Source organism: Radiobacillus deserti, from assembly GCF_007301515.1.
In the GTDB taxonomy this organism is placed as follows: domain Bacteria; phylum Bacillota; class Bacilli; order Bacillales; family Amphibacillaceae; genus Radiobacillus; species Radiobacillus deserti.
In genome coordinates this window covers 353120-376206 of sequence record NZ_CP041666.1, presented here as the reverse complement: position 1 = coordinate 376206, position 23087 = coordinate 353120, and the positions used below count along the sequence as shown (strand labels likewise).

General features: G+C 39.8%; 23 protein-coding genes. 5 read left to right on the top strand and 18 right to left on the bottom strand.

From position 1 onward, the window contains the following. Positions 1 to 100 precede the first annotated feature (100 nt). The 5 genes from argF to FN924_RS01990 all read right to left on the bottom strand — a co-directional run bounded on the left by argF (position 101) and on the right by FN924_RS01990 (position 8134). Positions 101 to 1057 (bottom strand): ornithine carbamoyltransferase, encoded by a 957-nt coding sequence (gene argF, locus FN924_RS02010; protein WP_143891838.1) that lies wholly within the window; start codon positions 1055 to 1057, stop codon positions 101 to 103. After that, complete coding sequence (carB, locus tag FN924_RS02005; RefSeq protein ID WP_143891837.1) at positions 1051 to 4284, bottom strand: carbamoyl-phosphate synthase (glutamine-hydrolyzing) large subunit; 3234 nt, start codon at positions 4282 to 4284, stop codon at positions 1051 to 1053. Before carB ends, argF begins: the two co-directional genes overlap by 7 nt. Beyond that, positions 4277 to 5374: a carbamoyl phosphate synthase small subunit gene (locus FN924_RS02000; RefSeq protein ID WP_143897087.1), complete on the bottom strand. Its 1098-nt coding sequence runs from the start codon at positions 5372 to 5374 to the stop codon at positions 4277 to 4279. Before FN924_RS02000 ends, carB begins: the two co-directional genes overlap by 8 nt. 82 nt (positions 5375 to 5456) lie before the next feature. Then, entirely contained in the window at positions 5457 to 6878 is a 1422-nt protein-coding gene (gene argH, locus FN924_RS01995; RefSeq protein ID WP_143891836.1) for an argininosuccinate lyase, read from the bottom strand. Next, on the bottom strand, positions 6875 to 8134 hold the full coding sequence (locus FN924_RS01990; RefSeq protein ID WP_143891835.1) for an argininosuccinate synthase: 1260 nt from the start codon (positions 8132 to 8134) through the stop codon (positions 6875 to 6877). The genes argH and FN924_RS01990 overlap by 4 nt, the downstream gene beginning before the upstream one ends. Positions 8135 to 8432: 298 nt before the next feature. Here FN924_RS01990 and FN924_RS01985 point away from each other — a divergent pair, with 298 nt between their 5' ends. From FN924_RS01985 to FN924_RS01970, 4 genes are all read left to right on the top strand, one after another. After that, on the top strand, positions 8433 to 10121 hold the full coding sequence (locus FN924_RS01985) for a DUF6044 family protein (protein WP_143897086.1): 1689 nt from the start codon (positions 8433 to 8435) through the stop codon (positions 10119 to 10121). 18 nt (positions 10122 to 10139) lie between these two features. Then, positions 10140 to 11171 carry a glycosyltransferase family 2 protein gene (locus FN924_RS01980; RefSeq protein ID WP_143891834.1) on the top strand — a complete coding sequence of 344 codons (1032 nt, stop codon included), beginning with the start codon at positions 10140 to 10142 and terminating at the stop codon, positions 11169 to 11171. Between the two features lies 1 nt (position 11172). Then, on the top strand, positions 11173 to 11571 hold the full coding sequence (locus FN924_RS01975) for a GtrA family protein (protein ID WP_143891833.1): 399 nt from the start codon (positions 11173 to 11175) through the stop codon (positions 11569 to 11571). An 84-nt stretch (positions 11572 to 11655) separates the two neighbouring features. After that, complete coding sequence (locus tag FN924_RS01970) at positions 11656 to 12564, top strand: DUF4349 domain-containing protein (protein WP_143891832.1); 909 nt, start codon at positions 11656 to 11658, stop codon at positions 12562 to 12564. A gap of 217 nt (positions 12565 to 12781) precedes the next feature. Here the strand turns inward: FN924_RS01970 and FN924_RS01965 are convergent, their stop codons facing one another. Together FN924_RS01965 and ddlA are read right to left on the bottom strand one after the other, a co-directional pair. Then, positions 12782 to 12979 carry an alpha/beta-type small acid-soluble spore protein gene (locus FN924_RS01965; protein ID WP_143891831.1) on the bottom strand — a complete coding sequence of 66 codons (198 nt, stop codon included), beginning with the start codon at positions 12977 to 12979 and terminating at the stop codon, positions 12782 to 12784. A 101-nt stretch (positions 12980 to 13080) separates the two neighbouring features. Continuing rightward, complete coding sequence (gene ddlA / locus FN924_RS01960) at positions 13081 to 14181, bottom strand: D-alanine--D-alanine ligase (protein ID WP_143891830.1); 1101 nt, start codon at positions 14179 to 14181, stop codon at positions 13081 to 13083. A 170-nt stretch (positions 14182 to 14351) separates the two neighbouring features. On the opposite strand from ddlA, the gene FN924_RS01955 reads away from it, so the two are divergent. Next, positions 14352 to 15476, top strand: coding sequence for an MBL fold metallo-hydrolase (locus tag FN924_RS01955; RefSeq protein WP_228409534.1), 1125 nt, complete (start codon positions 14352 to 14354; stop codon positions 15474 to 15476). A 253-nt stretch (positions 15477 to 15729) separates the two neighbouring features. Here FN924_RS01955 and FN924_RS01950 read toward each other — a convergent pair whose 3' ends face one another. The 11 genes from FN924_RS01950 to lepB all read right to left on the bottom strand — a co-directional run bounded on the left by FN924_RS01950 (position 15730) and on the right by lepB (position 23075). Further along, entirely contained in the window at positions 15730 to 16698 is a 969-nt protein-coding gene (locus FN924_RS01950) for an ABC transporter permease (RefSeq protein ID WP_143891829.1), read from the bottom strand. Further along, positions 16691 to 17608 carry an ABC transporter ATP-binding protein gene (locus FN924_RS01945; RefSeq protein ID WP_143891828.1) on the bottom strand — a complete coding sequence of 306 codons (918 nt, stop codon included), beginning with the start codon at positions 17606 to 17608 and terminating at the stop codon, positions 16691 to 16693. The genes FN924_RS01950 and FN924_RS01945 overlap by 8 nt, the downstream gene beginning before the upstream one ends. 51 nt (positions 17609 to 17659) lie before the next feature. Then, a complete protein-coding gene (locus FN924_RS01940) occupies positions 17660 to 18085 on the bottom strand; it encodes a DUF4064 domain-containing protein (RefSeq protein WP_158633907.1) in 426 nt (141 codons plus the stop codon). 66 nt (positions 18086 to 18151) lie between these two features. After that, positions 18152 to 18994: a bifunctional hydroxymethylpyrimidine kinase/phosphomethylpyrimidine kinase gene (gene thiD, locus FN924_RS01935; RefSeq protein WP_143891826.1), complete on the bottom strand. Its 843-nt coding sequence runs from the start codon at positions 18992 to 18994 to the stop codon at positions 18152 to 18154. A gap of 24 nt (positions 18995 to 19018) precedes the next feature. Beyond that, positions 19019 to 19516, bottom strand: a complete 498-nt coding sequence (locus tag FN924_RS01930) for a DUF456 domain-containing protein (RefSeq protein ID WP_143891825.1) — start codon at positions 19514 to 19516, stop codon at positions 19019 to 19021. 46 nt (positions 19517 to 19562) lie between these two features. Continuing rightward, a complete protein-coding gene (locus FN924_RS01925) occupies positions 19563 to 20087 on the bottom strand; it encodes a type 1 glutamine amidotransferase domain-containing protein (protein WP_143891824.1) in 525 nt (174 codons plus the stop codon). 74 nt (positions 20088 to 20161) lie between these two features. Then, on the bottom strand, positions 20162 to 20614 hold the full coding sequence (locus FN924_RS01920) for an NUDIX hydrolase (RefSeq protein ID WP_143891823.1): 453 nt from the start codon (positions 20612 to 20614) through the stop codon (positions 20162 to 20164). A gap of 83 nt (positions 20615 to 20697) precedes the next feature. Beyond that, positions 20698 to 21726, bottom strand: coding sequence for a spore photoproduct lyase (splB, locus tag FN924_RS01915; RefSeq protein ID WP_143891822.1), 1029 nt, complete (start codon positions 21724 to 21726; stop codon positions 20698 to 20700). After that, a complete protein-coding gene (locus FN924_RS01910; RefSeq protein WP_143891821.1) occupies positions 21719 to 21973 on the bottom strand; it encodes a transcriptional regulator SplA domain-containing protein in 255 nt (84 codons plus the stop codon). The genes splB and FN924_RS01910 overlap by 8 nt, the downstream gene beginning before the upstream one ends. A gap of 77 nt (positions 21974 to 22050) precedes the next feature. Then, positions 22051 to 22425 carry a TIGR02328 family protein gene (locus FN924_RS01905; protein ID WP_143897084.1) on the bottom strand — a complete coding sequence of 125 codons (375 nt, stop codon included), beginning with the start codon at positions 22423 to 22425 and terminating at the stop codon, positions 22051 to 22053. A gap of 101 nt (positions 22426 to 22526) precedes the next feature. Then, entirely contained in the window at positions 22527 to 23075 is a 549-nt protein-coding gene (gene lepB, locus FN924_RS01900; RefSeq protein WP_143891820.1) for a signal peptidase I, read from the bottom strand. Positions 23076 to 23087 lie beyond the last annotated feature (12 nt).

Here is a 23087-nt window from a genome sequence, read left to right as displayed (position 1 = left end):
AATCGCTGATAACAAAAAAATTCCGCCGTTATCTAATTCGTTCACAAGAATAAAAAAACCAACCGAAGGGCCATACAGCCTTTCGATTGGTTCTCAACTATTAGCCCATTAAAGCTACCATCAGCGCTTTTTGAGCATGAAGACGGTTCTCCGCTTCTTGAAAAACAACAGAGTGCTTTCCGTCAATAATGGATGCTGTTACTTCCTCTCCACGATGAGCTGGCAAGCAGTGCATAAACGTATAATCCGAATGAGCATGTGCAACAAGATAATCGTTTACCTGGAAGTTAGCAAATATTTCTTCTCTAGCCTTCTGTTCCTCTTCCTGCCCCATACTAGCCCACACATCGGTGTAGATGACATCCGCATTCGCAACTGCTTCCACCGGATCATTGGTTACAACTACGGAGGATTGATTAGCGAGATCAACTGCCTTTTTCGTAATTGCTTCATCTGGTTCAAAGCCTTTCGGGGAAGCAACAGAAATGTCCATCCCCATAATGGCAGACCCTATCATTAAAGAATGGGCCATGTTATTCCCATCTCCGATGTAAGCAATTTTTACACCTTTTAAAGATCCTTTTGTCTCTTGAATCGTCAGCATATCAGCCAGGACTTGGCACGGATGATAGTCATCGGTTAAGCCATTAATAACTGGGATTGTGGCATTTTCCGCTAGCTGTTCGACTAAGCTCTGCGAATACGTCCGAATCATGATGCCATCCAAATAACCTGAAAGCACTTTTGCCGTGTCGGCAACTGGTTCTCCTCTTCCAATCTGCAAGTCTTTAGAGCTAAGAAACAGTCCTGTTCCCCCTAGTTGATAAATTCCTGCTTCAAAGGATACACGTGTTCTCGTAGATGACTTTTCAAAAATCATACCAAGTGTTTTTCCTTTTAATGGTTGCTCCTCTCGCCCTAGCTTTCTTTGTTTTTTTAGATGTTGTGCTAGATTTAACATGAAGTTTAACTCAGCTTTAGAAAAATCGGCTAGTGTTAAGAAGTCACGACCGTTTAGCTTAGGTTGGTAATCTAATTCTTTCACACTACTTAACATTTTAGAACACGCTCCTTTTTGTTCAGGTCCTTACTCACAAAATCATGGATAGCCAAAGGGGATTCATAGCTTCCCACCGTTGCCTCCAAATAGAAGGCTAATGTTTCTTTGGACGTAAAACAAATGGCATCCATCTTCGCAGCAGCTTCCCGAATATTGACATCTAACGTTGAGCCGTTAGATGTATTACAAACCACTGTACAATCATCGTCTAATATAGCTTGAACGGCCTCTTGTTCGCTTAATTCCTGTACCGTAATCCCTGCAGCAGTTAACCTTTTCGCTGTTAACGAGGTTGCCATTATATGAGCCTTTATTTTTTGTAACGATTCACCTATGCTCTCAATATCTTGTAAATCCTCTTCCGAGAAGGAAAGGAGCATCGTTTCCTTTTCCCCTAAAGGAATTAGGCTTCTCTCTTTCCAGCCGAACGCCTTCACCATAGCAGCTTCTACGGTTGAACCTATTCCAATGGCTTCGCCAGTTGATTTCATTTCAGGGCCTAAGAAAGGATCCACTCCAGGTAATTTGCTCGTAGAGAATACTGGAATTTTAACCGCAACTTGAGAACCTGGTTTATGAAGTCCTAGATACCAGTCCATTTCCTCTAGTGCTTCACCCATTTGTACACGGGTCGCCAAGTCAATTAAAGGAACACCGGTTACTTTTGTCGCGATTGGCACAGTTCTAGACGCCCGCGGGTTCACCTCCAACACAAATACTTCTTGGCGATCCTCACTTAAAACAAATTGAATATTCATCATGCCTTTAGCCTCTAACTCAGATGAAATCTTTTGAGCATACTCGATAATCGTTTGTTTATGAGATTCCGTAAGATGTGCAGAAGGAAAAATCGCCATACTGTCTCCAGAGTGAATACCTGCTTTTTCAACATGCTCGAAGATGCCAGGTATTAATATATCCTTTCCATCGCAAACCACATCGACCTCTGCTTCATACCCTTTCACAAAGCGATCGATAAGCAAGGGAAAAAGCTTGTCGGTTGAATCCTGTTCAACCTTCTTCAAATAGGCAAGTAGCTCCGTTTTGGAATGGATAATAACCATCCCCTTTCCTCCAATAACATAAGAAGGGCGCAAAAGAATCGGATACCCTATTTCCTCTGCTACCTCTTGAGCATCCTTAAAGCTTGTTACGGTTGCCCCTGGGATGTGCGGGATTCCTAACTTTTGAAGCATGTGATAAAATTTCTCACGGTCTTCCGTACGGTCGATAGACTCTAAAGAGGTACCTAGCACTTTTACTCCAGCCTGATGAAGCTGTTCTGCCAAATTAATCGCGGTTTGCCCACCAAACTGAACCAGTACGCCTTCAGCCTGTTCTCGTTCTATGACATGAAGGACATCTTCTATTGTTAGCGGCTCAAAATATAAATGATCTGCCGTATTATAATCAGTACTTACTGTTTCTGGGTTGTTATTTACCACTATGGAACCAAAGCCTTGTTCCTTTAATGACATAGCCGCTTGCACAGAGCAGTAATCAAACTCTACACCTTGCCCAATCCGAATGGGACCAGAGCCTAATACAAGTACTCGCTTCTCTTTTTGTAATTCTTCAACCTCATCAAATTCGTTCCAAGACCCATAATAATATGGGGTATCAGCTGAAAATTCCGCTGCACACGTATCTACCATCTTATAGGAAGGCTTCATTTGGAAGGCATGTAGCTTTGTTTGCACTTCCTCCACTGTTACTTGGCATAGCTCTGAAATCATAGTATTTGTAAAGCCTAGGTTTTTAGCTTGTTTTAAAAGAGTTACATCAACGCTTTGCCAAGGTGTTCTCTCTAATTTCTGTTCAAACTGAATCATAAAGCTCATTTCATAAAGAAAAAACTTATTAATAGCTGTAAATGCATGAATGGACTCTATACTATATCCTCTTCTAAGTGCCTCTGCTAATAGGAAGAGACGCTCATCTGTTGGTTCTACTAAACCTTTCTCTAACTCTTCTTTGTTTAATTGCTTCGTAAATGGTGCTTTAAAATATTCTAACCCCATATCCAAAGAGCGGATTGCTTTATTCAAAGCTGCAGGAAAGTTACGTGCTAGTGCCATCACTTCACCTGTCGCCTTCATTTGAGTACCTAATTTTCGATCGGCAGCTGTAAATTTGTCAAACGGCCAACGAGGGATTTTGACGGCCAAATAATCAATCGAGGGCTCAAAGCTTGCATACGTATCTCCTGTAATCGGGTTTATAATTTCGTCTAGATGATAGCCGAGCGCTACTTTTGCTGCAATTCGAGCAATTGGATAGCCAGTAGCCTTCGAGGCCAAGGCACTTGAACGGCTTACCCTCGGATTCACTTCAATGATGACATAATCATCACTCTCTGGATGTAGCGCAAGCTGAATATTACAACCTCCAATAACTCCGAGCTCCCGAATAACTTTACAAGATACGGTCCGGAGCATTTGATACTGGCGGTCATTCAGTGTTTGAGATGGAGCGACCACGATACTGTCCCCTGTATGAACCCCCACTGCATCAATATTTTCCATATTACAAACGATAATGCAGGTGTCATTGGAGTCACGCATGACCTCATACTCAATTTCCTTCCAGCCTTTTACACTTTGTTCAATCAAGACTTGATTAATGGGACTCGCGTGCAAGCCACCTTTGACGATAGAAATAAATTCCGATTCATCATTGGCAATCCCTCCGCCAGCTCCCCCTAACGTATAGGCAGGACGAATAATTAATGGATAGCCTATGGAGTTTGCAAATGCCAATGCCTCTTCTAACGAGCTAGTAGAGAGACTCTCCGGCACCGGCTCTCCTATTTCTTTCATTAACGTTTTAAACGTTTCCCGGTCTTCCCCTTTTTGAATGGTATCTAATGGAGTACCTAAAAGTTCTACATTATATTTTTTTAAAACACCAGCCTTATCTAAGGCAACCGCCATATTTAATCCCGTTTGGCCACCCAGCGTTGGTAATAAGCCGTCTGGACGTTCTTTCTTTATAATTTCCGTGATGGAATCACAGGTCAATGGCTCTACATAGACACGGTCCGCTATATGCGGATCTGTCATAATCGTAGCGGGATTGTTATTCACTAATACAACTTCTATTCCTTCTTCCTTTAAAGCTAAGCAAGCTTGTGTGCCTGCATAATCAAATTCCGCTGCTTGACCGATGACAATGGGACCAGACCCAATGACGAGTACTTTATGAATATGGTGAAGTTTAGGCATGTTGCTTCTCTCCCTTTTTCAACAGCTTTTGAACAAACTGCTGAAAAATATAGTGGCTATCAATTGGACCAGGGTGAGCCTCAGGGTGGAATTGGACACTCATAACAGGCTTCACTTTATGAATCATTCCTTCTACCGACTGATCATTTACATGAAGATGGGTTACCTGCCAAATCGTTTCATCTAGACTTTCGCCATCCACCACATAGCCGTGGTTTTGAGAAGTTATAAATACTTTTCCAGTTATTAAATCCTTAACAGGATGGTTGCTACCACGATGTCCATAAGGTAATCGCATCGTTTTCGCCCCATGAGCTAACGCAAGCAGCTGATGCCCGAGACAAATACCTAATGTTGGAAATGCATCACTTATTTGTTTAATCGTTTCTTTCAGATAAGTAAGGTGCTCAGGGTTTCCTGGCCCATTAGAAAGTACTACACCATCCGGATTTAATTCTTGCAGCTGAGATATGGTCGTTTGGAATGGTACAACTGACACATCACACCCCAACTCCAAGAGCGTCTGCATAATAGAGTTCTTATAGCCATAATCCATCACAACCACATGAGGGTTTTGTTGGGCCGTCTGTTTGGACTTTGTGTAAAAATGTAGCACATTGGATACAGAGACTTTTTGAACAATCTCTTTATCTATTGATTGCTGAACAGTTGTATCGTTTGGATTACTGGTTATCTTTCCATACACTTCCCCCTGTTCACGAATGATTCTCGTTAACGCTCTAGTATCTATGTCATATAGAGTAGGAATTTGATAGGTTGTAATCATATCTTTGATTGTAAAGCTAGATTGATAGTGTTCTGGTGTATGGCATGGGGAAGAAATAATAAACCCAGCAAGAAATGGTTTGATTGCTTCAAAATCGATATCATTTAATCCATAGTTCCCAATAAGCGGATAGGTCATCACAACGATTTGACCAGCATATGATGGATCTGTCATAACCTCTTGATATCCAGTCATCGCTGTATTAAACACCATTTCTCCTTCCGTGTGTCCTTCTTCCCCTAACCATTTACCCTCCAAAACATCTCCTGTGCTCAATATGAGGTATCCTTTTTTCTCTTCCACCACTCTCAATCCTCCTGTTAAGCGTATAAATATTCTAAAAATCTAATATTTATGCATGAACTTGTAATTTAAAAGGGCAACATTACGATTGCCCTTTTATTTTTTCTACATACGTCTTTATCCAGTCTTCATTTTCCCGGAATAAAGTCTCTGATTGGTTGAGCTGCTCTTGTACCCGATTCTTAGCTGTACCACCTTGAACATTTCGAGCATTAACGACTGCTTCTGGTGCCAGCTTTTCAAAGATGTCTTCTTCCACTAAAGTTGAAAACTGATGATACTCATCTAAAGAGAGGTCCAACAAGTATTTATTTTGCTCTATACAATATAATACAATCTGGCCTACCACCGCATGTGCTTCTCTAAATGCGAGCTGCTTTCCAACTAGATAATCTGCTAAGTCCGTTGCATTCGAGAAATCCTTTCGAACCGCTTGATACATGTTTTCTTTTTTCACTTGCATCGTATCAATCATCGGGGCAAATAAAGCTAATGCTCCTTTTATCGTATCTACTGTATCAAACATACCTTCCTTATCCTCTTGCATGTCTTTGTTATAAGCAAGAGGAAGGCCTTTTAAGGTCGTCAATAATCCGAACAAATTTCCATAGACGCGACCTGTTTTGCCCCTAACTAACTCTGCTACATCCGGGTTTTTCTTTTGTGGCATCATACTACTACCTGTGCTAAACGCGTCGTCCAGCTCTACAAATCGAAACTCAGCACTAGACCATTGCACAAGCTCTTCACACAACCTAGATAAATGCATTGCAATCATCGACGCATTTGAAAGAAACTCTAATACAAAATCTCGATCACTAACTGCATCTAAGCTATTTTCACAGACCCCATCAAAATGGAGTAGATCGGCGACCAATTCTCGGTCGATTGGAAAGGTTGTGCCTGCCAACGCACCTGCTCCAAGCGGAGACTTATTGACTCGTTTAAATGAATCCCTTAGTCGTTCGACATCTCGTTGGAACATCGATACATATGCAAGTAAATGATGTGCAAATAAAATCGGCTGGGCACGCTGTAAATGTGTATATCCAGGTAATACCGTATCGATATTTTGCTGCGCTTGATTATGAAGTGCCTTTTGCACCTCGACAACCAGATTAGTAATCTCTACAATGGCTTCCCGCGCATATAAACGCATATCAAGGGCTACTTGGTCATTTCGACTTCGACCGGTATGAAGCTTCCCGCCGACCGGACCGATTTCATCAATCAACAGTTTTTCTATATTCATATGAATGTCTTCATTTTCTACCGTTAGTAAACCATCATCCTGATCTATCTTTTCTTTCACCTTATGAAGACCATCGGTAATCAGCTCGGCATCTTCCTGTGATAGAATCTTACAGCTTGCAAGCATGTGTACATGGGCGAGACTGCCTTGAATATCATAGTGTGCTAATTTCTTGTCAAAGGTAATCGATGCCGTATATTCATCTACTAACTCATTGGTAGGTTTCGTAAATCGTCCGCCCCATAATTTCATTGCTTCACTGCTTCCTTCACATCAATGATTACTTTCTCTACAGACGTATCTTCTTGTTTATAAGATTTTGTAACAGAAGAATGCACTTGGGTTGGCAGTCCCCACAGCTTGATGAACCCTAATGCCGCTTCGTGATCGAATGCATCCCCTTTGTTGTACGTAGCTAAATCAAAATCATAAAGAGAGTGAGCAGATTCGCGTCCCACCACTAGTGCGTGGCCTTTGTATAATTTCACTTTTACAGTTCCAGTCACAAATTCTTGTGTTTGCTCAATAAACGCTTTTAAAGCATTCGTCAATGGAGAGTACCATAAACCATCATAGACCGTTTGTGCTAGCTTCTGTTCAATCGTTGGTTTGAACTGAGCAACCTCTCTTGGCAACGTTAGTGCTTCAAGCTCTTGGTGGGCAGCAATAAGTGTTAGAGCTGCTGGACATTCGTAAATCTCACGGGATTTAATACCAACTAGACGATTTTCCACATGGTCAATACGTCCAACACCATGCTCCCCTGCAATACGATTTAACTCTAAAATTAATGAATCCAACGGTAATGATTTACCATCTAAAGAAACTGGCTTTCCTTTTTCAAATGTGATTTGAACTACTTGCGGGGTATCCGGCGCATCTTCTGGATCAACAGTTAATTCAAATGCTTCTTTTGGCGGCTCAGCCCATGGGTCCTCTAGTATTCCACATTCATTGCTACGACCCCAAAGGTTTTGGTCCACACTATATGGGTTATCCAAGTCGACAGGAACAGGAATACCATTCTCCTGTGCATAAGCAATTTCCTCGTCCCGAGTCATCTTCCATTCACGAACTGGTGCAACGATTTTCAACTCCGGATTGAGAGCGGTGAACGCGACATCGAAACGCACTTGGTCGTTGCCTTTCCCTGTGCACCCGTGCGCAACTGCTACTGCACCCTCTTTTTCTGCAATATCCACCAACACTTTCGCAATCAACGGACGAGATAATGCAGATACTAATGGATATTTTCCTTCATACAATAAATTCGCTTGTAATGCCGGCAATACATATTCATTCGCAAATAAACCTTTAGCATCAACAGTGTACGATTTAATGGCTCCTACATCTAATGCTTTGTTCTTTACAAATTCCAAATCCTTACCTTCCCCAACATCTAACCCTACTGCAATGACATCATAATTATATTTATCTTGTAACCAGCGAATTGCTACAGATGTATCCAATCCTCCGGAATATGCTAATACAATTTTTTGCTTTGCCATGATTCGTCTCCCCTTTTTCTTCTTTTGGTATCTTCCCATTCGTTTTGTATGAATTATTATGCACTATACAGTATATTAATTCAACTAAAATTGTTCATTTTCTTTTATTTTTTTTGAAAATTTGGGCGTTCTATTATTAAGTTTCAATTAAAATACTGAAATATTAACCCATTTTTAAAATAGAATGAATATACAAGTAAGATGAATAATCATAAAAGTTATGCTTTACATACATTTTCCAGACTCGCCTGTTCATACTAAGGAGAGATGCATAGAACAATTCGGAAAGGTGATTGTATTGTCCGTATTTAACTCTCGGAATGAAACCCTTTATCTACTTTTAGCATGGGGCATCATTGCGCTCTTTTTGTCGCCACTTTTTATACTTGGCGAGGATGCTCATATTCGGGTTCACGATAATCTCGATTCAAATCTAGCTTGGTATAAAGTCTTAAATAATAGCGGTGAGCTTTTTGGAGATGCTGGGGCCACAATAGATCAAGTGATGAACGGAAATCTACCACGCAGTACATTTGGTACAGAATGGAGTGGGATTGTTTGGCTACATGCCTTGTTTCCCAGCATGACTGCTTATGCACTAAGTCAGGCGTTAACAAGAGTTTTTGCTTTCATCGGTATGTATTTGCTTCTGAAGCGTTATTTCATTACAGAGGACTCCCTAGCTCCTGTACGAATTGGTGTAGCCTTAGCTTTCGCTCTTACTCCCTTTTGGCCATCTGGGATGCTAAGTACACTAGGACATCCTCTTGCTCTATGGGCCTTTCTTAATATTAGAGAGAAGGATTATGATTGGAAGAATTGGCTTACCTTAATACTTCTACCTTTGTATGCAAGTATTGTTCTAGGGTTTTTCTTTTTCATGGTCGGAATTTCGTTAGTTTGGCTTTATGATCTTATAAAGAAAAAGACATGGAACTGGCCATTTCTCGGCAGTATTGCACTTATGTCTGGTGTTTTTTTACTAGTTGAATATCGGCTAATTTCATCTATGTTATTGGAACATGAACCCATGCACCGTATTGAATTTATTTCCTCCAGACATGAATTCTGGCATTCCATCGAACTTTCGATTAAAAATTTTCTATTAGGACACACCCATGTCATGACGGTTCATACAGCTGTTATTCTTCCTATTCTATTTCTTACACTTTTTCTCATCATTTTCTATAAGAAATGGAAGGATCAGAAATTTTTCTTATTTTTACTCGTGTTGAATTACGCACTCTCTCTTTGGTATGCATTGTGGTTTAACAAAATGTGGGCACCATTAAAAGATGAATTTGACTTACTTGTGACCTTTAACTTTGCCAGGTTTCATTTTTTGCGACCACTGATTATTTATATGAGTTTTGGTATTGCCTGTGCGTTTCTTTGGAAGCTCGGGAAAGCATGGAGAATAATTGCGGGAATCGCGATAGTCGGTCAACTAATCGTCTTAATACCCTTTAACGAAGAAATTCATTATGGCGTTCATCATAAAACGCCTTCATTTGAGGAATTTTTTGCAGAAAAACAATTCCAAGCAATTGAAGAATACATTGATAGGCCACAGTCAGACTATCGTGTAGCTAGTATTGGGATACACCCATCCATAGCACAATATAACGGATTTTACACGTTAGATTCATATAATAATATTTATCCACTGTCCTATAAATATAAATTTCGCAAAATCATCGCCAATGAATTAGAAAAAAACAGTACCTTAAAAAGGTACTACGATGAATGGGGAAGTCGTTGTTACCTATTCGTGGATGAATTAGGTAAAAATTATGATTTTCGGAAGGATTCCGACAAAGTAATCAAACAGTTAGATTTAAACACAAGTGCTTTTAAAGAGCTTGGTGGAGAATATATCTTTTCGGCTGTACCAATCGAAAATGCACAAGAAAATGATTTGAAGCTTTTAAAAGCTTTTAACCACCCTGAATCCGCCTGGAAAATTCACCTTTATCAAGCGATCTAACAACTAGGAGGAAACTACATGCAGAAAAAAATCCCTTTACTTACGATAGTTGTCCCTTGCTATAACGAAGAAGAAATATTAGATACTACCATCCAGCAACTTACAATTGTAATAGACGACCTCGTCAAAGAACAGCTTATTGCACCGAGTAGTAGAATTTTGTTCGTCGATGACGGAAGTAAAGATCAAACATGGCGGTTAATCGCACGAGCTTGCTCGCAGCACACCTATGTAACCGGACTTAAATTAGCTCGAAACGTGGGACACCAGCTTGCTCTTTTAGCAGGATTAGAGCGGGCTAATTCGATATCGGATTGTACCATTTCAATTGATGCAGACTTACAAGATGATATATCGGTCATTCGGGAGTTTCTATTAAAATATCGAGAAGGCTATGAAATTGTCTACGGAGTACGAAAAAACAGAGGAACGGATACCTTTTTCAAGCGATCCACGGCACAAGGCTACTACCGGTTAATGAATAAGTTAGGAATTCCACTAATATACAATCATGCAGATTATCGTCTCATGAGTAAACGTGCCTTGTGTGAACTATGCCGCTTCCAGGAATCGAACCTTTTCTTAAGAGGCATCATTCCTTTAATTGGCTTCAAAACAACAGAAGTATATTATGATCGTAAAGAACGATTGGCTGGCGAAACCAAATACCCATTAAGAAAGATGCTTTCTTTCGCATTAAATGGATTAACTTCCTTTAGTATCGCACCCATCCGTTTTGTTACGTACTTAGGGCTTTCTATTTTCTTTATAAGCGGACTCGCTGGTGGCTATGCATTGCTGCAAAAACTTTTAGGTGCTACAGATGCTGGATGGACTTCGCTTATGATTTCTATTTGGTTTATTGGTGGACTGCAGTTAATGGGAATTGGATTAATTGGAGAATACATTAGCCGTATCTTTTTAGAGGTGAAAAGAAGACCAAAATATGCGATTGATGTGGATTTATACACCAATGCAGACCCTCTTAAGTATTTCCGGTCCAATCGTGGGGAAGTCTTGAAGATAAAAAAAGTACAATGGAAGCAATAACATGGCTTTAAAGCTTTTTTCGAAGTTTTTAGCAGTTGGCATTTTGAACACAATCGTTGGTATCTCTCTCATGTACAGTCTTTACTATCTCGGATTTTCCTATTGGTGGGCAACCTTTCTCGGTAATGGTGTTGGTGCTTGTGTAAGCTTCGGACTAAATCGTTCCTTTACGTTTAATAGTGAGGCATCAGTTCGAAAAACCATCCTTCCTTTTTTTCTCGTGATTGGAGTATGTTATGTTCTAGCATACTCCATTAGTATTGGGGTTTTAAAGCAAATCCTATCGATTGTTCCATTGATTCCATTGAACCATGTAGAAGACTTTGCCATCCTAGTTGGGGCAGGCATCTATACGGTTTTAAATTTTATCGGACAAAGACAATTTGTTTTTATGAGGTAGATAAGATTGGAGGGTCGTATTTCCTTTATGTAACTTTTCCCACTCCTTTTCGACTAATTAATAAAAGAAAAGGGGCGGGTCAACATGTGGAAACGATTAGGGGTTCTATTATTGCTACTACTAGTTGTAATCGGCTGTAGTAATAATGAAGATAGCGCGGAAGGAGATAAGAGTTCTTCTAGTGAAGTGGAAAGCGCGGATACCTCAACGGTGGAAAAAGCAGAAGTAAGTAAGGATAGCGCAACAGAAGAAGTAGGAACAGAAACCAATGAATCCGAAACATCCCCTACACCGAAAACCAACCGCAAGATTATTTACACTGCAAATCTCGAGCTAGAAGTGGAAGATTACCAACAGAGCCTTACATCTATTGAAAATAACGTACTAGATGCAGGGGGATATATCGTTGAATCCAGTAGTTATCGTGAAGAAGAAGAAAATTTCCAAGGTACCATTACCGTACGTGTACCTCAAGAGCATTTTAAAGACTTCCTAACCACTGTCGAGGAGAACGGAACAAAGCTCCTTCAAAAATCGGTAAATGGGCAAGACGTTACAGAGGAATATGTAGATTTAGAATCTCGTTTAGCTTCGAAACAAGTAGTCGAAAAACGACTCCTACAATTTATGGAACAAGCGGAAAAGACAGAGGACTTATTGAGAATTTCAAGTGATCTGGCAGCAGTTCAAGAGGAGATAGAACAGATTAAAGGAAGAATGAAGTATTTAGATAACAAGTCAGATTTAGCCACTGTAACGATTCATCTTATCGAGAAACGTGTCAACGTCCCAGGAATTGAACAAGATTCCTTAAATACTTGGGAGAAGACGAAGAAGCAGTTTATGAATAGTGTCAACGGACTTATCGCATTTGGATCAGGGCTGTTTATCTTCGTTGTTGGGAACTTACCTGTACTAGTGTTACTAGTGGCGCTAGGAGTTGGCGGCTATTTCGTATATAGAAAGGTGAAAAAATCGAACGAACATGCATAGCGTCAGAAACGCGAAGCGCCGTTATTTATCCGTTAAACGCTGATATAATCTTTATCGCTGATATATGCAAAAAAAAGCTGATATACAAAATTTTCCCTGATATCCTTAAGAAAACGCTGATATATAATTGCTGACATCCAAAGTTAACCTACCCCATTGAAGCATTATAATCCAAAACAGCCCAAATCAATCTGATTTGGGCTGCTCAAGATACTTATTACTTATTTTGATTTTGGAGACTTTGTTCAGCGATTTGGATCATACGTTTTACCATTTCGCCACCCACAGATCCGTTTGCACGTGCAGTGGTATCGGCACCAAGCTGTACGCCAAATTCATTGGCGATTTCTTGCTTCATGTTATCCATTGCATTTTGCGCACCTGGCACTAATAATTGATTATTATTGTTTGCCATTCTTGATCACTCTCCTCATGTGGGGATCGAACAGATTTTATCTGTTCAAGCTTTATCATTTGGAGATATAATCAGATTACTCTTGTCATCTTTTGGTAGGCTTATTCCCAAACCGCACTTTTTAGTTGTTGATCTCTTTCATGGCGTTCCACCGCTAGTTCAATTAATTGTGAAATTAACTCTGAATAAGAGATACCACTAATTTCCCAAAGCTTTGGATACATACTGATCTTCGTAAAGCCTGGTAGTGTGTTCACTTCATTCACCACAAGCTCGCCATCTTCCTTCAAAAAGAAGTCAACCCGCGCAAGCCCTTCACAATTCAACGCTTGGAATGCGTGTATAGACGCATTTTGAATTTTTTCTACTAACTCCGCTGATAGATCAGCTGGAATGGCTAATTCCGCACCATTCTCATCAATGTATTTCGACTCATAGGAGTAAAAATCGCTTTGCGGAAGAATCTCACCCGGAATAGATGCTTTCGGATGCTCATTACCTAGTACCGCGCACTCCACTTCCCTTCCAACGATTGCTTCTTCAATGATAAGCTTATGATCATATTGAAAAGCTTCCGCAATCGCTTGATAAAACTCTTCTTCATTACGCACTTTATTTACCCCTACAGAAGAACCTTGGTTCGCTGGTTTAATAAACATTGGTAAGCCTAATTTTTTTTCTACTTCTACATAGTTAATACTTTCTCTTTGATGCTTAGAAAACGTTACGCCATTTGCAACCGAAATGCCCGCACCCTTCAACAAGCGTTTTGCGATATCTTTATCCATGCAGACTGCAGACCCTAATACATTTGAACCGACATACGGAATATTAGCAATTCGCAACATCCCTTGCATACTTCCATCTTCTCCCAATGTACCATGAACAATCGGAAAAACTACATCGAGCTGGTCTAGTCCTTCGTCTTGAGATAGGCTAACTAACTGCTTTTCACTTTCTCCTGGAACTAAGGCCACACCTTTATTAGATTTGTTCAAAGAAATTAATTTAGGGTTTTCCTCATTTAATAAATGGCTAGAAGGATCTCCAAGATGCCATTTGCCTTGTTTATCTATTCCAATTAATACGACATCATATACTTCTTTATCAATTGCATCTACAATATTTTTAGCGGACTGTAAGGATACTTCGTGCTCCGCAGATTTTCCACCGTAAATAATTCCGACTTTCTTCTTTGCCATTCCTAAACACCCTTTCTTATAAACACAACACATCACTATTCGTTTAAGAAAACCTATACTTTAGATTATCATAAAAGAGCTTGTTTAGACTCCTATTTTTAATAATAATTTCATATTCATTTGTTAGAATGTATTTAAGTAAATTTTATTTTTTGCGAGGAGGAAGATAATTGAGTTTAGAACCCATTCAAGTGAAGGAACTCGTTCAAAAAATCATTCATAAAGAAGAAGTCCACTTGTTAGACATTCGAAGAAAAAATGATGTAAATGCTTGGGCAATCGAAGGAGAGCAAGTTCATTCCGTTAACCAAACATTACCCGAAATTCAAGAAAACCCAGAACATGTAAAATCTATGCTTCCGAGTGATGAACCTGTATATGTTGTCTGCTACAAAGGTATTTCCGCTCAAGCAGCTACGGCAATCTTGCAACAAGCTGGAATGGACAATGTCACATACTTAGTCGGCGGAATGGAAGCGTGGGGGGAACACCTCGAACCAGTAAAGGTGGCAAGTTTACAACAAGGAGCCATACATCAATTTGTTCGGGTGGGAAAAGGCTGTTTGTCTTATATGATTGCATCAGGTGATGAAGCCGTTGTAGTAGATCCAAATCGCATGATAGAGGTTTACTTATCGTTTGCTCAACAAAACGGATGGACCATCACGCATGTTATAGATACACACCTTCATGCCGATCATATTTCCGGGGGGAGAATGTTGGCAGAAAAAACTGGAGCAACCTATTGGTTCCCACCAGAAGAGGAGAATGTTCCATTCGAATATGAGTTACTTGAACATGACATGACTTTTTCTTTAAACAATAATTCGGTATCCATTCAAACCATTCACACTCCAGGACATACGCTTGGAAGCACAAGCCTTCTCATCCATGACAAATATTTGCTAACTGGGGACACTTTATTTGTTACATCCATCGGAAGACCTGATCTAGCAGGGAAAGCAAACGAATGGACCTCTTTATTATATAACACACTGTACGAAACGATTCGGGCTATTACACACGATGTACACATTTTCCCAACACACTTTAGCGCTTTACATGAGTTAAATAAAGATGGTGGCGTGTATTCCACTAAACATTCTATCTACCAATCCAACTATCGTTTAAATATAGATAGCTACCAAGCATTTGAAAACATGATTACGAACAATTTGCCAGCTCAACCAAACAGTTATCAAGAAATACGGGACATTAACATGGGGAAAGCAAACGTTGAATCAAGTAAGTGGCCAACAATGGAAGCGGGACCTAACCGCTGTGCGGTAAGTTAATAAATAGGGAAACGAGGTTGAGGCAAAAGTAATTAAGCAATGAAAAAACGAACAATTTATTAGTGCCTATACCCCGCTCCGGAAATATACTAAGCTTTCCGCGGGCGGCTGGTGAGCCTCCTCGTGCTGACGCACTGTGGGGTCTCACCGATGCCTTTCCTCCCGCTGGAGTCTACGTATATTTCCGGAGCTAGTGCAGGCTTTTGTTCGGCTTATCGGCTTATCCTTTTAGTTGTGTCCCAGCCCCGTTTGTTTAATGACCTGCAACGTCTCGTTTGGTGAACGAGAGCCATGACAGTGCCATGAATATTAAATAATAAACCAACAGTACAATAATGGAGAATGTAAGCGTCATATCATCTTGGAATGGCGAATTCCCATTGATATATTGTGTTAAATCTGTGTTAGCAAATAACACATATTTGGACCAATCGTATTGAGAGATGACCCCTAAAATAGAATTTCCTGCCATCATTAAGAATATAGCTAACCCAATCGCAAACCCACTGTTGCGGAAAATCGTGGAAATCATAAACGCGAATGTTGCCATCATGACTAAAGTCACAAGCTTAAAGCCATATCCTTCTACAATCTCGCCAATTAAGGAAACTTGCTCAAAGCCATCTGTACCCATCTGGACAATTTCTGGATTGATTCCATTGAAACCAAAGAAAATACTTCCGACTAGTAAAGAGAACAACAATATAAAAATTAGTGTTTGCAATGCAAATAATAGGACATTCACATACTTTGAAAGCAAGATTTTTGTTCGTGAAACGGGACGTATGAGTAATAGCTTAATTGTTCCCCATCTAAACTCACTTGCTACGATCCCTGCTGCTACGATGATGGTAAACAAACTAAGAACAGACGATAAAAACTGATTATCAAGCACATACTGCCAACCGTCATAGGATGCTGGCTTAATATCATGTTCTAAGTAATAATTGTTTTTCGCGATCATCTCTTGATTGTAGGAGACAGCAGATTCCATGAATTCATCCTTACTAAATTCTTCTGCTTCTTTTGTTAATTCTTCATTCTCTTGTTGAAGCTCTGTTCTCCAATCATCCCCATAGTTTTCCACTGGGAGACCATAGAATTTAGTAATTAGAGCCCCACCGAGAATAATAGCGGCTAATATGATATACATACTCCAAGTTGATTTTCTTACATATAACTTAATCTGTTCATTTCCGATTAATTTTAAAAAGTTATTCAATCGTATTCTCTCCAATCCATGTTAAGAATTTATCCTCAAGCGTGGATCGTTGAGCCTGGATACTATACACTTGTACACCTTTTTCCACTAGTCCCTTAACTACGCTTGGAATATCGTCTCTTTTCACATTAAATAGGAGACCACCCTCACTATCCTTCACTTTAAGCTCTTGTTCTTCTAAATAAGCTCGAACGTCTTGGATTGGCTCTGCTTCCACGAATACTTCTTTCATATCGGATTGACCAACGGCATCCTTAACCGACTCAATCGTAATCATTTCCCCATTTTTAATAACACCGATTCGGTCACACATCATTTCCATTTCCGATAAAAGGTGACTGGACACAATAACGGCCACATTTTCTTTTTCGGCTAGATTTCTTATGTATTGTCTAATTTCTCGAATTCCAGAAGGATCCAATCCATTTGTAGGTTCATCCAAAATTAAAATGGACGGGTTATGAAGTAAAGCTTGGGCAATTCCAAGTCGTTGACGCATACCTAATGAGTATCGGCCCGCCTTTTCATGAATCGCTTTTTCTAATCCAACCAATGCGATAACTTCTTTAATTCGTGCTTCTGTAATACCGGGAATCATCCGTGCATAATGCTTTAAGTTTTTCCACCCAGACATAAATGGGTACATTTCTGGATTTTCAACGATTGCTCCAACATGACGAATCGCATCTTTAAAGCTTGTTTTTATACTTTTCCCTTGGATAAGGACGTCTCCTTCAGTAATCCCCATGAGCCCAACCATCATACGAATGGTGGTCGTTTTACCAGCACCGTTTGGTCCAAGAAATCCAAATACTTCCCCAGGATAGATTTCAAAATCTAATCCCTTTATAATTTCTTTCTTCCCAATATGTTTCTTTAAATTAACAATCTTCATTGCTACTTCTGACACGTAAACACCTCCATTTTCTTCTCCTTTGAATAGGTGGGGAAACCCCACCTACTATTCAATCAATGTTTTTGGTTTTCTAACTAATGCCATGATACCTGCCACGACATAGAAAATAGCTCCGAATAGTCCTAATCCAAACGTAAAGAAGACAGAACCTGCACCAGCGATGATTAAAATGATACCTGCTACTTTAGGCTTTTTGTTTCCTTTTAACAAGATAAGAGAAATAATACCTAACACAATCACCAAAATAGATACGGTAAGTAACGTATTTCCACCAGTATTTAAACTGTCTAGGAATGTATCTAAGTTTACACCGGTTCCTTCTAAAGTTGGATCAGATTCCAACTGCTTCTCCATTTCAGATATTGCTTCATCATTGGATTGAATCCATTTAAAGATGCCTCCCAGTCCGGCTAAAAGCCCATATAGAACTGCACCTATAATAGTCAATACAAATTCAACTGTTCTTTTCACTAAAATTCCTCCTTCAAATTTCTTCCCATACTAAATACGTCTGTTTTGACAAAAAGGATTCAAAAATTAATGCAAATTTTTTATTTTCTTTCCGAATCCTTCATTTGTAGCTTCACCGAATTTTCGATAGGCCGCATGATACGTTGAACCAATACCTTTTCCGAAGGACAAAGCATGGTTAATTGCAGCCGTTACATACTTTTTAGCAAGCATTACAGCTTCCATAGTCTTGGTTCCTTTCGCTAATTCTGCCGTCATGGCAGCGGAAAAACTGCAGCCCGCTCCACTCGTATGAATGGTTTCGACGCTTGGTTCGACTAACTCCATCATTTGATGCCCATCATAAAGAATGTCTATCGCCTTCTCCCCTATTACTCCGCCCTTTACCACTACATACGTTGGACCAAACTGATGCAATTCTCTAGCTGCATCCTTTAGTTGCTCTATCGTATGTAGCTCTTTTTTCCCTATTAGCTTTGCTGCTTCATGACGATTTGGTGTAAGAATCGTAGCAAGTGGGAAAAGCTGTTTTTTCATCGTTTCAATGGCGTCATCATGTAGGAGTTGAGATCCCATCTTCCCAATCATAACAGGGTCTACAACTAAAGGCTTATCTTTTTCGTTTTTTAAAAGGTGGACGACTAATTCAATAATTTCCGTAGTGAACAGCATCCCTGTTTTCATCGCATCTACTCCAACGTTCTTTGTTGCTGTATAAAACTGTGCCTCTATCGCCTCTAATGGTTGTTCAAAAATGGAAGATGCTGTTACTGGGTTTTTTGCGACAATCGCAGTAATGGCAGCCATACCGTAGACATCTCTTTCCTGGAATGTTTTCAGGTCTGCCTGGATCCCAGCACTTCCGTGCGCTGCTGAACCGGCAATACTAAGTGCTCTTGCAATGGTCAATGATCTTCCTCCTTCAGAAAGGCTCTATCCATTAAATACAAAAATATCCACTAAGAACCAGACAATCATCATCACTTGAAGTACGACTTTTGCTACCGATCCACTTAAAAATCCGATTAATGATCCTAAAGATGCTTTCCATGCTTCTTGCGTAGTTCGCTTCTGCATCAGCTCTGTCACAAACACAGCCACAAAGGGAATGATGATAATTCCAAACGGCGGAATGATAAAAGAACCTACAATAACCGCAATACCGGCAATTCGTTCTCCCCATTTACTGCCGCCATATTTTTTCACGTAATAACTATTCGCAATGAGATCTGCCGCAAATAACAGTATGGTCAATAAGACCATTGCAATCCAAAAGATTACAGAGAGCTCACCAGCATGAATCAAAAATGCATAAAGTAGAAAACCAACCCAGAGGGCGACGGTTCCAGGAATTATTGGAAACACAATCCCAACAAAACTTAAAATAAAACACGCTATGATTAGTAACCAAATTACTATATCCAATTCCATTCCTCCATCCCATCAAAGGAAACCATCCTTAGAGGGTATATTCATCTTATTGATCTGCAAGCAAATTCGCAAATTCTTTTACATAGGGCGGCAAATCTGGTGGACGGCGACTAGACACAATATGTCCATCGACAACAACCGCTTCATCGTACCAGGTCGCGCCAGCATTGGTCATATCATCTTTTATTCCTGGTGTACTAGTAACTTTTCTTCCCTTTAGAATATCTGCGGAAATTAGGACCCAGCCAGCATGACAAATTTGACCGATTGGTTTTTCATATTCATCCATTCTACGAACGAATTCTAATACTTCCGGATATCTTCTTAGTTTATCTGGTGCCCATCCCCCAGGAACTAGCACAGCATCGTAGTCATCCGCTTTTACATCTTTAAAAGCAAAATCAGATTCCGCTGGGACACCATACTTTCCTATGTACGTATGATTTGCTTTTTCTCCAGCAAGGTAAACAGTAGCACCTTCTTCACGCAAGCGTAAAATTGGATACCAAAGTTCTAAATCTTCAAAATCATCACTTACGAATGATAATACCTTTTTATCAGCTAATCGCATTTTATTTCCTCCTTTTTCGTAGTACGTTTAATAAGCTTATCTTCTTCCTACATACGAATTACCGTTCCGTTTAGTTACAAGAAAAGATAAGCATCTATTATTTTTCTGGAAATGGACTGGATATTATGAGGAAGATTGTTCAGAGGGAAGTATCGCAAATCTAAGCTTTCTCCATCCTCCATACGCAGTGCTCCCTCTACTTGCGTTACTTCATAAATAGCAACGACGTTGTAAACTTGATCCCCATTCGGATACGTGTAAAACAGTTCCTCGCCAGAAAGGACAGTGACAAAACGCATATTTAATGCTTGTAATCCCGTCTCTTCTTTCAATTCCCGTTTAGCTGTCTGTTCTAAACTTTCTCCGAGCTCCATCGCTCCTCCTGGAACTCCCCAATTTTCTGTGTCCGAACGAAGCTGCAGCAGTAAATCCGTTTGATTACGTACAACGAGCACACCAGATCCAACCATAATTACAGGATCATGACCAATCCTCTTTCTTAAATCCATGATATAGTTTTGCACCATCTACCAACCCCATTTCTGAACCATCCTAAATTTTACTACAATTTTACTCTAATAGAAAAAACAAGTCATTATGACCTGTTTTTTCATGTAAAATATTCTATCCTTGCTTTCGGAAATAGTTCATCAATGTAATGGCCTAGTGTATGTTTAATTTCTTCTTGCTCCTCATCTTGATAGACATATTTCCCGATTCCATATCGTCCCCATTTCCACTTACGCTTTGATTCATCTAGTTCCAGTTTAGACATCGGATAGTTCTTTTGAATAACTCGTTTTGCAGGTTGCGTAAATCGATGCTGAATCAACTCAAACGTTAGTCCATTTTTCGCATGTTCCGGCAGGGATTCCGCCAAATGCTCTAACATTTCTCCATAGCCTTCTTTCCAACCTTCATGAAGATATATAGGAGCAATGATAAAGCCAAGTGGATACCCTGCGTCTGCTACCTTACAGGCTGCCTCAATACGTTCTTTTAATCGCGATGTTCCAGGTTCAAAATACTTGATGACATAATCATCATTCATGCTAAACCGGAATCGTGTTCTTCCGTTGTGCTTGGCATCTAACAAATGGTCGACATGAGCAAATTTTGTAACGAAGCGTAATCTGCCTTTATCCGTCTTCCCAAAATGCTCAATCGCTCGTTTTAATGTATGCGTAAGATGATCCACTCCTACTATATCCGAGGTACAAGATGCTTCAAAGCGAGTCACCTCTGGTGCCCGTTCTTCCATATATTTATCGGCTGATTCTAAGATTTCGTCCGTATTTACATATGTTCTTATATATGGTTTACTTCCCATTGTTGTTTGTAAGTAACAATAATGACAATGCCCCATGCAACCAGTTGCAAACGGAATCGCGTATTCCGCAGAAGGCTTTGACGTATCAAACTTTAATGTTTTGCGTACTCCCACCACCAGTGTTGATTTGGCATTTCGATATCGTTGAAAATCATTCTCTCCAGGAAGGTTGCGAACTTGATTATGAGATGTCGTTTGTCTTATTTCCAAGCCCATATTTTCAAATTTTTCATACAGCTCTTTTCCTAGGGGGTAATCTAACGCACTTGGTTCAAAGTAGACTAATTGTGGTACAAATGGTTTAACCATAGTAATCCTCAATTTCTGGAGAACCGAAGATCGATTCAAATTCTTGATTTGCCTCTGCTTCGTTTTCAAATACAGCTATTTCGTCTGTTAATGGATAGTACGTCTCATACAAAAATAAAGCCAATTCACCTGGGTGGTCTGGGTTATTAACAACTGCTGCTTCTTGGACATTGGCGGCTCCTTGAACATGTGGATTTCGGATAATAACATAAACGATATCACCGGGACGGTACGTATGATAATCCATAATAATCACCTTTCTAAAAGGGATGAACCCTTGTAATCTAAGCTGGGATTATTATGACTCAATTCACCCTTCATTAATCATGTATTCTTATTCAAGTAGATACCCTTCTCTTCCAAGTTCAATATACATTCTTCTAAATAAGCTTCATCATGCTCCTCATAAATAGGATAAGATTTTTCTAATTCATCCATTGCTTCATACGGCTCCATCACTTGTCCCCGATAACTAGGATCCAACCATAGCGGATTTATTTTATAGCCTCTCTCCTTCATTTCTTCCATCACCAATTCATGATATTGAAACAGCTTTCGCGGAGAATAAAGAAAAACATAATTCACAGTAGAATGAGGCTTCCCCCAGCCTTTTCCTCGTAAAGCACAGCATTCTCGGTGTTGCCCAAGCAGCTGTTGTCTCGGCAACAGGGTTAACAGATCTTCGTGCCATAGCCGCATTACACTCACCCATCTTCCTTAAATATAATCCACGATAGCTTTAGTAAAAATTACAACATACAAAAACCTCCTGATCAAAGGCAGGAGGTTCTCGTTTATGGTTATTTTGGAATTCCAATGGATCCTAACGGCCATATTCTGAATTGCACATCACCAATCACGGAATCCATGGAAATGCAGCCAAAATAACGACTATCTTTACTAATCATTCGATTATCTCCCATGACGAACAAGTGTCCTTCAGGAACTACTTCTTTCTCTGTTACTTCTTCTAGCGTAAAATCGTATGTTAAAGACTGCCCTGCTGGTAGTTCTTCTTTATACTTATCCAGATAGGGTTCTTCATATTCTTTCCCATTAATATATAATGTATCATTCACAACCTTTAAGGTGTCTCCCGGTAAACCAATTACTCGTTTTACGTAATTATCTTCAGAATCTGGTGCATGAAATGCAATTTCATCAAATCGTTCAATTTCTCCAATTTTACTCAAAATAATCCGATCTCCATCATGCAAATTGGGCATCATGGATTCCCCTTTCACAACCGATGGAGTAAACAGAAACTGTCTACATACAATCACTATAATAACGGCTATCGCCACCGACTTTATCCACGATAAAAACTCTTTCTTCACTTTATTTCCCATCTTCATCACCCT

Excerpts from the sequence above, each read along its gene's own strand:
- lepB (WP_143891820.1), bottom strand. The coding sequence starts at position 23,075 with ATGGGAAATAAAGTGAAGAAAGAGTTTTTATCGTGGATAAAGTCGGTG.
- FN924_RS01965 (WP_143891831.1), bottom strand. The coding sequence starts at position 12,979 with ATGGCAAACAATAATAATCAATTATTAGTGCCAGGTGCGCAAAATGCA.
- FN924_RS01905 (WP_143897084.1), bottom strand. The coding sequence starts at position 22,425 with ATGCGGCTATGGCACGAAGATCTGTTAACCCTGTTGCCGAGACAACAG.
- FN924_RS01910 (WP_143891821.1), bottom strand. The coding sequence starts at position 21,973 with ATGGATTATCATACGTACCGTCCCGGTGATATCGTTTATGTTATTATC.
- carB (WP_143891837.1), bottom strand. The coding sequence starts at position 4,284 with ATGCCTAAACTTCACCATATTCATAAAGTACTCGTCATTGGGTCTGGT.
- splB (WP_143891822.1), bottom strand. The coding sequence starts at position 21,726 with ATGGTTAAACCATTTGTACCACAATTAGTCTACTTTGAACCAAGTGCG.
- FN924_RS01930 (WP_143891825.1), bottom strand. The coding sequence starts at position 19,516 with ATGGAATTGGATATAGTAATTTGGTTACTAATCATAGCGTGTTTTATT.
- FN924_RS01990 (WP_143891835.1), bottom strand. The coding sequence starts at position 8,134 with ATGGCAAAGCAAAAAATTGTATTAGCATATTCCGGAGGATTGGATACA.
- FN924_RS01920 (WP_143891823.1), bottom strand. The coding sequence starts at position 20,614 with ATGGTGCAAAACTATATCATGGATTTAAGAAAGAGGATTGGTCATGAT.
- ddlA (WP_143891830.1), bottom strand. The coding sequence starts at position 14,181 with ATGGCAAAGAAGAAAGTCGGAATTATTTACGGTGGAAAATCTGCGGAG.
- argF (WP_143891838.1), bottom strand. The coding sequence starts at position 1,057 with ATGTTAAGTAGTGTGAAAGAATTAGATTACCAACCTAAGCTAAACGGT.
- FN924_RS01975 (WP_143891833.1), top strand. The coding sequence starts at position 11,173 with ATGGCTTTAAAGCTTTTTTCGAAGTTTTTAGCAGTTGGCATTTTGAAC.
- FN924_RS01980 (WP_143891834.1), top strand. The coding sequence starts at position 10,140 with ATGCAGAAAAAAATCCCTTTACTTACGATAGTTGTCCCTTGCTATAAC.
- FN924_RS01970 (WP_143891832.1), top strand. The coding sequence starts at position 11,656 with ATGTGGAAACGATTAGGGGTTCTATTATTGCTACTACTAGTTGTAATC.
- argH (WP_143891836.1), bottom strand. The coding sequence starts at position 6,878 with ATGAAATTATGGGGCGGACGATTTACGAAACCTACCAATGAGTTAGTA.
- FN924_RS01925 (WP_143891824.1), bottom strand. The coding sequence starts at position 20,087 with ATGCGATTAGCTGATAAAAAGGTATTATCATTCGTAAGTGATGATTTT.